Source organism: Clostridium sp. OF09-36 (assembly GCF_003481985.1).
Lineage (GTDB): Bacteria > Bacillota > Clostridia > Lachnospirales > Lachnospiraceae > Brotaphodocola.
On the sequence record NZ_QUMD01000021.1, the window covers coordinates 19,119 to 31,544 of the forward strand.

Here is a 12,426-nt window from a genome sequence, read left to right on the forward strand (position 1 = left end):
GAAAAGCATTCAGGAAATGATCCGGTAACTGCTTACGGATAAAAAGTTTTCTGAACGCCAGATCCTGTATAGTTACGAGGGCCCGGGAAGAACCTGCACTGGTTTTTCCCGGGCCTGTTATATTGGGGTGTGTTATGAAATTTAAGGGTGAGTTAAAAACAGAATTTGATGATTTCGCACGGGCAATCTCGGATGTACTGGAAACCGATGTCATCATCACAGATGCGGACATGAATGTGATCGGCAGTGCGTTTCAGTATTTCTCCTTATATCAGGATATTAAGATCGGCTCCCTGATCGCGGAGGTCTTTTATGACAACCGGGATGTGCTGCTGGAGCACAAGCGGGAAAAGGAAAGCTGCAGGCAGTGTCCGGAATACCATAACTGTAAGATGGAGTCGTTCGTGGGTGTGCCGATCCGGCGGGATCTTAGAACCGTCGGGGTAATTGCCCTAATCTTGCCGAAGGACCGTGGTAAGGCCCTGTTTAAAAAAATCGGGTCCACAGTCACCTTTATGCACAGCATGGCAGAGCTGATCGCATCGAAGATCATGGACAGCCAGTACTCCAGGATCATAGAAGCCAAGAATGATGAGCTGAAGGGGATTCTGGATGCACATGATGCAGCACTGGCCTATACGGATTTTTATGGGAGTATTCTGTTTGTCAATGAGGCATTCCGGAAGCTGTTCCGTATTACAGAGCCGGTCCTTGGAACGCGGATCCAGGAGCTGTTTCCGTATAAAGCCTTTCAGGAGACCTTTCAGAAGGCAGACCGGAAGCCACGGATGGTGAAGGCAACCATGGAGCAGAGTCAGTTTTTCGGTATCATCAATATTAAACCGATCTACGAGCACCGGCATGGGACCTCGATGCTCTTTACATTCCGCAGATACAGTGAGATCCAGAAGGAATCCGTGCAGTTTACGAATGGCAGCTACATTACGTTTGATTTTCTGGGGGATATCTGTGATACGGAGCTCATTTACCGGGGGCGTGATTATGCCAGGGAAAATAAAAACATCATACTGGTCAATACGGATGACGGGGAGATCAACGAGCTGCTGGCCAAGGCAATCCATAACGAATCCAGCCGGAAGCTAAAAGATATCCTGATCATGCACAGCTCCAGCATTTACCGGGATTATCTGTGTGAGTACCTGTTTGGGGAGGATGGCCTGTTGAAGAATATCCATGACGGGACGATCATCATTCATTATCCGGAGCGCATGCAGATCTATTATCAGGAGCGTCTTGCAGAGGTGATCGAGGGCAGAAAAAAACAGCGGGAGTCAGAGCCGGTGCGGATCATTTTCTGCACGGACCAGAATCTGGAGGAGCGCTGCCAGGCCGGTTTGTTCAGCTGGGGACTGTATGATGCCATGAAGGACCAGACCTTGCGGACGGGGCGGACGATCCATACCGATTCCGCACTGTTTTGCCGCTATGCGGAAAACATGATCGATTATTACTGCCGTATTTACAAAAAAACGAAAATGGAACTGAATATCACTGCGGCAGATTATAAGCAGCTTATGAAGCTGGAGATCAACGAGCTGAACATTCAGCTGGAAATGGCCGTGCGGAATAACGGATATGTTGCTGCGAAAACGGAGCTGCAGGGAATGAGCTCGCGGGAATACGAGCTGAAAACCATACGGGAGCTTCTGGATGCAGGAAAGACCCAGCGGGAGATCTGCGCAAGGCTTTCCATTTCCCGCAGTACCTTAAACAGGCGGATCGCAGAGCTGAGAAAATAGTGGGGCTGTTTCGCGGTTGCCGGGTACGCATGTAAGAATAGGAATCTTGCGCATGCGTAAAGCGGAACGAAATTTGGCTTAATGATTGCCTTTTCAGTAACAGGATGGTATGATGGGGGCATATCGAATGAGGACAGCGGGTGCCGGAATCTGCATGAGAGCAGAGAATGGGTAAAAGGGAAGCAGGTGAAAAGCCTGCGCGATCTCGTCACTGTAAGTAAGGAGCATAAGATTGGTATTGTGCCACTGGTTTTTCTGGAAGACCGGGAAGGTGATCGTATGTGTGGAGATACAAGTCAGGAAACCTGCCGGCTGTTGGTACAGGAACAGATGTTGCAGGTGCAGTCTGTCTGGCACCTATATGCCGGACAGCAGCGCAGGAGGCAGCGGATTCCAGACCACGAGGGCTTGGTCGTGCCGTGTTTTTAGGTATTTTCTGCGTTTTGCGGGAATGAGAACGGTCAGGGCCATAGTCTGTGGCACAAGTTCCTGGTACTTCCAAGATCGGTAATGTCAGGAAATCAAGGAGGATACCAAAAATGAAAAAAAGAACACTGACAGCGTTATTTGCAGTTACTGCGCTTTCTGCTGCGATGATGGCAGGCTGTGCAGGAAAGGCAGAGAAGACCGAGGCAACCACAGCGGCAGAGGCTTCCAGCGAGGCTGAGACTGAGGCAGAGACTACAGCAGAGGAAACAACTGCAGAGGCTGAGGCAGAAGACGAAGAAAATTATGACACCGGAGATGCATCTATGGACAACACAAGAAATCAGGACGAGATCGGCGATAAGGAGCTGATGGTTGTCAGCTTTGGAACCAGCTTTAACGACAGCCGCCGTCTGACCATTGGCGCAATTGAGAACGCAATGGAGGAGGCATTCCCGGATTATTCCGTAAGAAGAGGCTTTACCAGCCAGATCATCATTGACCATGTAAAGTCTAGAGATAACGTAACGATCGATAACGTAGGCGAAGCACTCAAGCGTGCGGTTGACAATAACGTAAAGACCCTGGTTGTCCAGCCGACTCATCTGATGAATGGCCTGGAGTACAACGATCTGGTTGATGAGATCGCACAGAATTCTGACGCGTTTGAGCAGGTAGCAGTAGGCGAGCCGCTTCTGACCAGTGATGATGATTTTAAGGCAGTCATCAAGGCAATCACAGACGCAACCGCAGAGTACGATGACGGTGAGACCGCAATCTGCTTTATGGGCCACGGCACTGAGGCAGATTCCAATGGTGTTTACGCAAAGATGCAGCAGATGCTGGCAGATGAAGGCTTTGAGCATTACTATGTAGGTACCGTTGAGGCTGAGCCGAGTCTGGATGATGTCATCGCAAAGGTAAAAGAGGGCGAGTACAAGAAGGTTGTTCTTGAGCCGCTTATGATCGTAGCCGGTGACCATGCAAACAACGATATGGCAGGCGACGAGGATGGTTCCTGGAAGACCGAGTTTGAGAAAGAGGGTTATGAAGTAACCTGCATTCTGCGCGGTTTAGGCGAGTTAGAGCCGATCCAGAAGCTGTTTACCGAGCATGCACAGGCTGCAATCGATACCTTAAAATAAAATCGCTTTGCAGCAGTGTTTGGAAATCGCCAAAAAGCTGCAGGCAAGAGGCATTGAATGTAAAATTCGAGCAGAAGATAGAAAAAACGGGTGGCAGGATGGAGTTCCGGCCACCCGTTTTTGCTGCATTGCATAGCGGGAAGGCGCCAGCGGCGCCTCCGTTGATTGGTTTATAGAGAATAAGGAGCATTGTTATGAAGAAAAAAATCTATGGCGTTATGGCGGCTGTTTGCCTGAGTGGTATGCTGGCAGCAGGCTGCGGCGGAAAAAACCAGGCAGAGACATTGCCGGCACAGGGTGGAGCGCCGGTTGTTACAGGCGAGAGTGCGGATGGTGCACAGGAGAAAACTGTAGATCAGAAGGCAGACCGGAGCGAAGGTCAGGACGAATCGTCTGCGGACAGCGCAGTCGCAGCAGCGGAGGAGACGGTCGCGGAGAAACAGGTAGGGACAGAGGGCATGGTTCCGGTCCCGGCTTCGGAATTAAAGGATGGCGTGTATCCGGTAAATGTGGATTCCAGCTCTTCCATGTTTCAGATCGAGGAATGTGAACTTACCGTAAAGAATGGCGAGATGACAGCGGATATGAAGATGGGCGGCACCGGCTATTTAAAGCTTTATATGGGAACTGGCGCTGAGGCAGTCAATGCCTCTGAGGAGGACATGATCCCGTACGAAGAGGCGTCCGATGGAAGCCATCATTTTACGGTGCCGGTAGAGGCGCTGGATCAGGAAATCGACTGCAGTGCGTTCAGCAAAAAGAAAGAAAAATGGTATGACCGGGTGCTGGTATTCCGTGCCGATTCCCTTCCGGACGATGCCTATCTGGAAAGTAGGCAGGTGACTGCAGAGAGTCTGGGACTTGCAGACGGCAGTTACACCGTGGAGGTGTCCATGGAAGGCGGCTCCGGAAAGGTAACGGTGGAGTCTCCGGCAAAGCTGGAAATCAAGGATGGAGAGGCAGTTGCAACGGTACGTTGGAGCAGTCCGAACTATGATTACATGAAGATTGGGGAAGAAAAATTCCTGCCGGTAAACCAGGGCGGAAATTCTGCATTTGAAATTCCGGTTGAGGTGTTTGACCGGAAGATTGCTGTGGCAGCGGATACCACGGCGATGAGCACGCCGCATGAGATTGACTATACCTGTTGTTTGATTCGGCATCCATTACTGAGGCGAAATAAAGGGATGGTCGTAAGGCGTATGATGAAAAACAGGGAAAAATTAAAACGGATGCGGAAGCTTCTGGCGGTTGGAGTGCTGATGGTTTGTCTGGCAGGAATGTCGGGATGCGCCGGGGCAGCAGGCGGCGGTGTATCGGCATCAGGCTCTGAATCGGATTCTGCGTCAGGTGTTGTGACATCTGAGCCGGCGAGTGCAAGTGCGGAAGTTTCAGGCACAGAGTTTTCAGGATTGGAAAATAGTGGGGAGTCAGCGTCTGATGCAGCATCAAAAACGGCGGCACCGGTTTGGAGTGAAATGCAGCCGGAAGGCAGCATGGAGCTTTTGTATGCCACGCAGTTTACCGTGGATGTTTACGAGGGCGGTTATGAATTGATACAGATCCAGGATGATGGGAAGTATCTGGTCGTACCGGAAACCATGCCGGTGCCGGAAGGAGTACCGGATTCCATTACTGTTTTGCAGAAACCGTTAGACCATGTGTATCTGGCAGCAACTTCCGCGATGGATCTGATCGCGGCGATCGGACGCACGGACCGGATCACGTTGTCCGGCACCAAAGAATCCGGGTGGTATGTGGAAGCGGCAAAAGAGGCAATGAAAGCCGGAACCCTCACCTATGCAGGAAAATACAGTGCCCCGGATTACGAAAAGATTCTGGCAGATGGCTGCGACCTGGCGGTGGAATCGACCATGATCTACCATACGCCGGATGTGAAAGAACAGCTTTCGCAGTTGAAAATCCCGGTACTGGTAGAACGCTCCAGCTATGAGGAGCACCCACTTGGAAGAATGGAATGGATCCGGCTGTACGGTGTGCTGTTTGACGAGGAGGAAAAGGCAGAGCAGCTTTTCAAGAAAAACATGGAAGCCTTAGACGGTGTGCTGTCCGAACAGCCGGCCGGAAAGACTGCGGCATTTTTCTACATCACATCGAATGGTGCAGTGAATGTAAGAAAACCGGGAGATTATGTGGCAAAGATGATCGGGCTTGCGGGCGGAAGCTATGTGCCGCAGAGCGCATCGGAAGAGGAAAATGCACTTTCCACGATGAATATGCAGATGGAAACCTTTTATGCGGAAGCAAAGGATGCAGATATCCTGATCTACAACAGTACCATAGACGGGGAACTGGAAACGCTCGATCAGCTTCTGGCGAAGAGTCCGCTTCTGGCAGATTTTAAGGCCGTTAAAGAAGGCAATGTCTGGTGTACCGGAAAAAATATGTTCCAGGAGACGATGGGACTTGGCAATATGATCCTGGATCTGCACACCGTGTTTGCAGAGGAAGAGCCTGCGGATGGAGAACTGCATTATCTGCACCGGCTGCAGTAATGCAGATTTTGCAGTTTGGATAGAATGAGAGGAAAAACGTTATGAAGAATCGGATCATGCGCTGTCAACTTGGATTTTTGCTGCTTGGATTTTTGCTGGCGGTTCTTGCGGCGGCAAGCTTTCGTGTGGGAAGTGTTTCCCTGTCTCTCCAGGACATACAGGCAATTTTGTCCGGAACAGACCGGGAGAGTACAGCATACCATATCCTGTGGGACATCCGTTTGCCAAGACTTCTTGCGGCGGCATTGCTTGGCGGGGCACTTTCCGTGTCCGGTTTTCTGCTCCAGACGTTTTTCACAAATCCCATTGCCGGACCGTTTGTTCTTGGCATTTCTTCCGGGGCCAAGCTTGTGGTGGCGCTGGTCATGATCCTGTTTCTGGGAAAAGGACTTTTTATGGGCTCAGCAACCATGATCGTGGCGGCCTTTGCTGGTTCCATGCTTTCCATGGGCTTTGTGCTGGTAATCGCAAAACGGATCCGGCAGATGTCGGTGTTAGTGGTATGCGGTGTCATGATCAGCTATATCTGCTCGGCGGTTACGGACTTTGTGGTGACCTTTGCAGACGACGCGAATATCGTGAACCTGCATAACTGGTCTATGGGCAGCTTTTCCGGAATGACCTGGGATCAGGTGAGGGTCATCACGGTGGTGGTCCTTCCGGTGTTTGTGCTTGCTTTTTGTATGGCGAAGCCATCAGTGCCTATCAGCTCGGCGAAGAATATGCCAGAAGCCTTGGCGTAAATGTAAAGCGTTTCCGTGCGGAACTGATTTTATTATCCAGCGTGTTGTCCGCCTGCGTGACGGCCTTTGCCGGTCCGGTATCTTTTGTGGGAATCGCAGTGCCGCAGCTCGTGAAACGGCTGTTTGGGACGGCGAAGCCGATCGTTGTGATCCCCGGCTGCTTCCTGGGCGGTGCGGTGTTCTGCCTGTTCAGTGATCTGATCGCGCGGACGCTGTTTGCGCCGACGGAACTTTCCATCAGCTCGGTAACGGCAGTATTTGGGGCGCCGGTGGTGATCTGGATTATGATTCGCAGAAAGGGAGTGCAGAAGTGATGGAACAGGAAGAAGCATATCTGAGGACGGATGATCTTGCGGCGGGGTATGATGGAAAAGTCTGGATCCGCGAGATCAATATTCATGTCGCACGTGGGGAAATCGTGACGCTGATCGGTCCAAACGGTGCAGGAAAATCCACGATCTTAAAAAGTATCGCAGGGCAGCTAAAGCCGGTAGATGGTGCGGTTTTCCTGGAAAAGACAGCCATGAAAGACTGGTCGGAGCAGGAAATCGCAAAGCGGATGGCTGTCATGATGACAGAGCGGACGCGGCCAGAGCTTATGACCTGTTTTGATGTGGCGTCCATGGGGCGTTATCCGCATACGGGGCGTTTTGGAACGTTGTCAGATGAAGATAAACAGGTAGTATGGGAAGCGCTCGACATGGTACACGCAAAGGATCTTGCAGACCGGGATTTTTCCCGGATCAGCGATGGACAAAGGCAGCGAATCCTGCTGGCTCGCGCCATTTGCCAGCAGCCGCAGGTGATTCTTTTGGATGAACCCACTGCATTTTTGGATATCCGTCACAAGATGGAGCTGCTCACCATTTTAAAAACACTGGTGCGGGAGCGAAAGGTGGCAGTGCTGATGTCCATGCATGAGCTGGATCTGGCGCAGAAGGTATCGGACTATGTTGTCTGTGTCGGCGAAAACCAGATCTGGAAATGCGGAACGCCGGAAGAAATTTTTACAGAAACCTGCATGGAAAAATTGTTTGGGGTCCCGCAGGAAAGCTACTGCGCTGAGTATGGTTCGGTGGAGCTGCCTCCGGTGAAGGGCAAGCCGGAAGTATTTGTGATCGGTGGAAACGGGAGCGGGATTCCGGTCTACCGGAGGCTGCAAAGACAGGGGATTCCATTTGCAGCAGGAATTCTGCATGAAAATGACCTGGATTATCCGGTGGCGAAGGCTCTGGCGGTTCAGGTGATTTCGGAGCGGCCATACGAAGCAATTCAGCAGGAAACTTATGAGGCGGCGCTTGGGGTACTGAAGGACTGCAGGAGCGTGATCTGCTGTGCAAAGGCGTTCGGAACGATCAACCGGAAAAACGAAGAGTTGGCCCGGTTTGCGCAGGAGACGGGAAAAATGTAAGCCCGTTCAAAACGATTCGAAAAATTCCTGCCTTTGTGCAGCAACAGAGAATCTTCTTTTTGTGAAAAAAGGGTAGACAGAAACACTTTAGTATGCTACCATGATAACGTGTTCGCGGTACGTGTACAATATCCGCTTCGGAAAGTGGAGTGAACCGCAGCGGAAAATCCCTGTTACTGTCTGGCAGCAGGCAGCAGCAAAACCCGCAAAATGAGGAGGAAATATTATGAGAAAGAGAATGTTAAGCGCAGCAATGGCAGGTATGATGGCAGTATCCATGACCGCATGCGGAGGCAGCAAACCGGCAGAGACCACCGCAGCAGCAACTGAGGCAGCAACTTCCGCTGAGGAGACCAAGGCAGAAGAAACCACCGCAGAGGCAGCAGACGAGGCTGGTACAGAGGGCGGCACCTTTACCGTTGGCTTCGATCAGGATTTCCCGCCGATGGGTTTTGTAGGAGATGACGGCCAATATACTGGATTTGATCTGGAACTGGCACAGGAAGTGGCAGACAGACTGGGCCTTGAGTTTGTTCCGCAGCCGATCGCATGGGACGCAAAGGATATGGAGTTAAGCTCCGGCACCATCGACTGCATCTGGAACGGCTTCACCATGAATGGACGTGAAGATGATTACACCTGGAGTACCCCATATATGGACAATAGCCAGGTATTCGTTGTAGCAGCAGATTCCGGCATCAGCACTCTGGCTGATCTGGCAGGCAAGGTTGTTGAGGTTCAGACCGATTCTTCCGCTGAGGCTGCATTAAAGGACAACGCAGAGTTAAGTGCTACCTTTGGTACTCTTCAGACAACCCCGGATTACAACACTGCATTCATGGATCTGGAGATGGGCGCTGTTGATGCCATCGCTATGGACGTGATCGTAGCTGGTTACCAGATCGAGCAGAGAGGTGAGTCTGACAAGTACACCATCCTGGATGAGACCCTTTCTTCCGAGGAGTATGGCATTGGCTTTAAGAAGGGTAACGAAGAGTTAAGAGATAAAGTTCAGGGCGCACTGGACGAGATGGCAGCAGACGGCACCATGGCAGAGATTTCTGAGAAATGGTTTGGCCGTGACGTAACCACCATCGGAAAATAAAAAAGAAGGATATGTGACGGCAGAAGAACGAAGCCGTCCCGAATGAATCAGAAGACGAAGGAGTAGAAGTTATGCAGGTTAACACAATGGTATCACAGTTAGCAGGAGGAATGCTGGTCAGCACGGAAATTTTTGTCGTGACGCTGCTTTTTTCCCTGCCCCTTGGTCTTCTGATCGCATTCGGAAGAATGTCGAAGAATAAGATCCTTCAGGGAATCGTAAAGACCTACATCTCTATCATGCGCGGCACCCCGCTGATGCTGCAGCTGATGGTCGTTTATTTTGGACCTTATTATCTGTTCGGCATTAAGATCAAGAGTAACAATTACCGTTTAATTGCAGCGATGATCGGATTTGTCATCAACTATGCAGCATATTTCGCGGAGATCTACCGCAGCGGCATCCAGTCTATGCCGGCAGGCCAGTACGAGGCTGCAAAGCTTTTAGGCTACAGCCGCAGCCAGACTTTTTTCCGTATCATCCTGCCGCAGGTGATCAAACGGATCTTACCGTCCGTGACCAACGAGGTCATTACCTTGGTCAAGGATACATCTCTGGCATTTACCATCAGCGTTCTGGAGATGTTTGCTATTGCGAAAGCACTGGCATCTTCCCAGACCAGCATGATCCCGTTTGTGGCAGCCGGTGTATTCTATTATGTCTTTAACCTGATCGTGGCAGTAGCCATGGAATGGATTGAGAAGAAACTTTCCTACTATCAATAAATTCGGAGGATATCATGAACTTACTGGAAATGAATCATGTAAAAAAATCATTTGGAGACCTTGGGGTCATTCAGGATATTTCTCTGCATGTAGGAGAGGGCGAGATCGTATCCATCATCGGGCCGTCTGGTTCGGGTAAATCCACGCTGCTGCGCTGTGCGACCATGTTAGAGACCATGGACAGTGGTGAGCTGATCTACTTAGGTGAAAAGGCAGCCTGGAACGATGCAGCGGGAAATGCAGTTTATGCATCGAAACAGGAATTGAAGAAGATCCAGCAGAATTACGGACTGGTATTCCAGAATTTTAACCTGTTTCCGCATTATTCGGTACTCCGCAATGTGATGGATGCGCCAATAGCCGTTCAGAAGCGGGAGAAAGAAGAGGTACGCAAAGAAGCTATGGAGCTTCTGGAGAAAATGGGACTGGCCGACAAAGCAGACGCGTATCCCTGCCAGTTATCCGGCGGACAGTGCCAGCGTGTGGCGATTGCCCGTGCCCTGGCATTAAACCCGAAGATCCTGTTCTTCGACGAGCCGACCTCCGCACTGGATCCGGAGCTGACCGGAGAGGTGTTAAAGGTTATTAAGTCACTGGCAGACCTGCACATCGCCATGGTGATCGTAACCCACGAGATGGCCTTTGCGAGAGATATTTCTGACCGCGTGATCTTCGTGGCAGACGGAGTTATCGTCGAAGAGGGAACTCCGGCGCAGGTATTCGCATCCGAGAATGAGCGCACCAAGAACTTTTTGGGGCGCTATGGGGCGATGCTTAAGTAACAATATCGCACAGTAAATCCCTGCAGCCATTACTGAAATGGCAGATAGTTAGCCTATCTCTGCCATTTCAGTAGTGGTTGCAGGTTTTTCGTATGTAGCGGGGGCTTTCGGAGTTATTGATATTTACGGTGTGATGTTGGTATAATAATTAGTAGTGATAAAATTTGTCAGGAGATAATGAGTATGCTGTATACATATCCACATTACTATAAAAAGTTTCGATGCATCGCGTCGGCATGTGAGGATACCTGCTGTGCAGGCTGGGCGATTACGATCGATCCGAAATCGTTGAAGAAGTACCGTCAGGCTGAGGGTGAGATGAAGACACGCTTGCAGGAGTCGGTGGACTGGAAGCAGAAGTGCTTTAAGCAGCGGGATCACCGGTGTGCGTTCCTGAATGAGGAGAATCTTTGCGACCTTTATATGGGAATGGGACCGGACAGTTTGTGCTGGACCTGTAAGACTTATCCCCGTCATATCGAGGTGTTTGACGGTGTGCGAGAGGTGTCACTGTGCTTGTCGTGCATTGAGGCGGCGCGGATCATTCTGGGAACGAAGGAGCCGGTGCGCTTCCTTTCCAGCGAGAATGACAAAGAGGAAAGCTGCGAGGACGAGGACTTTGACTTTTTCCTGTATACCAAGCTTGGTGAAGTGCGTGATGTGATCTTTGAGATCCTGGAGAACCGGAATTTATCCAGTGAGCTGCGTATGGCAATGTGCCTGGCACTGGCTCATGATCTGCAGCGCAGAGTGCGGGATGAGAAGCTTTATGAGGTGGACGGACTGCTTGAGCGGTACCGTGTGGGAAGCATGTGCCGGGCAGTGCAGGCGGAAGAACATGCGCAGGAAGTGAAGAACACGGAGAAAGCTGGGAACGCTGAAAAAGATGCAGCAGACATTGACCAGACGGTACCAGGCAGTGCCGGAGGTGTTGTGGAGCGTTTCTGCCGCCGCCTGGCATCGGCCGGACTTGGGCAGTACAGCCGCTTTGAAACTGCAAGTGAACTTTTCGCGGTGTTTGAGAAGATGGAGCCGCTGGATGTTGCATGGCCAGCACGCAGAGATGGTATGGATGAGATCCTTTACGGAGTCGGACGGGAAACGTACGAGGCGAACCGTCGGGCGTTTCTGGATGCAAATGGTACACGCATGGAGCTTCTTAGGGAGCAGATCATGGTATACTTTGTGTTCGGCTACTTCTGCGGGGCAGTTTATAACGATAATCCATATGGAAAAATGAAACTGGCTGTGGCAGCAACGGTTCTGGTGGAGGAAATGCTCATGGCAGAGTGGCTGCAGGAGAAAACACAGGGAACGCTGCAGGGAGCCTCGGGGAGCCAGGAAGATGCTTTGGCAGCTGGAGATACTGAGAGAGATACTGTGGCAGTGGTTCAGAACAAAATCCGGGGCAAGGTGCCGGGGTATGCATTGCCGGAGACGCAGATCGTGGATTTGGTGCATTGCTTCTCGAGAGAGGTAGAGCATTCCGATGAAAACCGCGGGTTGCTGGAGGATGAGCTGGTGAAGCGGGAAGAGTTTTGTCTGCGGGCGTTGCTGGCGGCTTCTGTGGAGTGGAAATAGAGAAGCGGGATATCCTCAAAACACACCCTGGAACAGATGATTTTGTGGAAAAGCAGTTCCGCAGCTGGGAAAACCGCGGAAAAATGTTACTGTATACGGGTAGGAATTTTCTGAACTGAAAATTCCGTACAATACAGTTGCGGCAGCAGATTTTGCCGATTTGGAATGCGAAGCATCGGCAAAATTCCGTTGCTGGGCACGCATGCGTGAACAGTAATGGGAAAAACCTGAA

8 protein-coding genes, 1 pseudogene and 1 riboswitch are annotated in these 12,426 nt (G+C 51.0%); all 9 genes and pseudogenes read left to right on the plus strand.

Going from position 1 to position 12,426, the window contains the following annotated elements; all coding sequences use genetic code 11:
- The first annotated feature begins 134 nt into the window (after positions 1–134).
- The 9 genes and pseudogenes from DXA97_RS14315 (at position 135) to fliB (ending at position 12,194) form a co-directional block, all read left to right on the plus strand.
- Positions 135–1,760 (plus strand): sigma 54-interacting transcriptional regulator, encoded by a 1,626-nt coding sequence (locus tag DXA97_RS14315; RefSeq protein WP_118720888.1) that lies wholly within the window; start codon positions 135–137, stop codon positions 1,758–1,760.
- Between the two features lie 121 nt (positions 1,761–1,881).
- Positions 1,882–2,088: riboswitch (cobalamin riboswitch) on the plus strand.
- 211 nt (positions 2,089–2,299) lie between these two features.
- A complete protein-coding gene (locus tag DXA97_RS14320) occupies positions 2,300–3,331 on the plus strand; it encodes a sirohydrochlorin cobaltochelatase (protein ID WP_118720889.1) in 1,032 nt (343 codons plus the stop codon).
- Between the two features lie 194 nt (positions 3,332–3,525).
- A complete protein-coding gene (locus DXA97_RS22330; protein ID WP_347561637.1) occupies positions 3,526–5,847 on the plus strand; it encodes an ABC transporter substrate-binding protein in 2,322 nt (773 codons plus the stop codon).
- Between the two features lie 56 nt (positions 5,848–5,903).
- A pseudogene (locus DXA97_RS14335) lies at positions 5,904–6,904 on the plus strand (iron ABC transporter permease).
- Positions 6,904–8,001 (plus strand): ABC transporter ATP-binding protein, encoded by a 1,098-nt coding sequence (locus tag DXA97_RS14340; RefSeq protein ID WP_118720890.1) that lies wholly within the window; start codon positions 6,904–6,906, stop codon positions 7,999–8,001. Before DXA97_RS14335 ends, DXA97_RS14340 begins: the two are co-directional and overlap by 1 nt.
- A gap of 226 nt (positions 8,002–8,227) precedes the next feature.
- Positions 8,228–9,106 carry an amino acid ABC transporter substrate-binding protein gene (locus tag DXA97_RS14345; RefSeq protein ID WP_118720891.1) on the plus strand — a complete coding sequence of 293 codons (879 nt, stop codon included), beginning with the start codon at positions 8,228–8,230 and terminating at the stop codon, positions 9,104–9,106.
- A gap of 71 nt (positions 9,107–9,177) precedes the next feature.
- Positions 9,178–9,831 (plus strand): amino acid ABC transporter permease, encoded by a 654-nt coding sequence (locus DXA97_RS14350; protein ID WP_118544023.1) that lies wholly within the window; start codon positions 9,178–9,180, stop codon positions 9,829–9,831.
- A 14-nt stretch (positions 9,832–9,845) separates the two neighbouring features.
- Positions 9,846–10,613: an amino acid ABC transporter ATP-binding protein gene (locus DXA97_RS14355; RefSeq protein ID WP_118720892.1), complete on the plus strand. Its 768-nt coding sequence runs from the start codon at positions 9,846–9,848 to the stop codon at positions 10,611–10,613.
- A gap of 183 nt (positions 10,614–10,796) precedes the next feature.
- Positions 10,797–12,194 (plus strand): flagellin lysine-N-methylase, encoded by a 1,398-nt coding sequence (gene fliB, locus DXA97_RS14360; RefSeq protein WP_118720893.1) that lies wholly within the window; start codon positions 10,797–10,799, stop codon positions 12,192–12,194.
- The last annotated feature ends 232 nt before the right edge of the window (positions 12,195–12,426 follow it).

Bases quoted from the DNA above. Each gene is read 5' to 3' on its own strand.
- DXA97_RS14315 (WP_118720888.1), top strand. From the start codon at position 135: ATGAAATTTAAGGGTGAGTTAAAAACAGAATTTGATGATTTCGCACGG.
- DXA97_RS14320 (WP_118720889.1), top strand. From the start codon at position 2,300: ATGAAAAAAAGAACACTGACAGCGTTATTTGCAGTTACTGCGCTTTCT.
- DXA97_RS22330 (WP_347561637.1), top strand. From the start codon at position 3,526: ATGAAGAAAAAAATCTATGGCGTTATGGCGGCTGTTTGCCTGAGTGGT.
- DXA97_RS14340 (WP_118720890.1), top strand. From the start codon at position 6,904: ATGGAACAGGAAGAAGCATATCTGAGGACGGATGATCTTGCGGCGGGG.
- DXA97_RS14345 (WP_118720891.1), top strand. From the start codon at position 8,228: ATGAGAAAGAGAATGTTAAGCGCAGCAATGGCAGGTATGATGGCAGTA.
- DXA97_RS14350 (WP_118544023.1), top strand. From the start codon at position 9,178: ATGCAGGTTAACACAATGGTATCACAGTTAGCAGGAGGAATGCTGGTC.
- DXA97_RS14355 (WP_118720892.1), top strand. From the start codon at position 9,846: ATGAACTTACTGGAAATGAATCATGTAAAAAAATCATTTGGAGACCTT.
- fliB (WP_118720893.1), top strand. From the start codon at position 10,797: ATGCTGTATACATATCCACATTACTATAAAAAGTTTCGATGCATCGCG.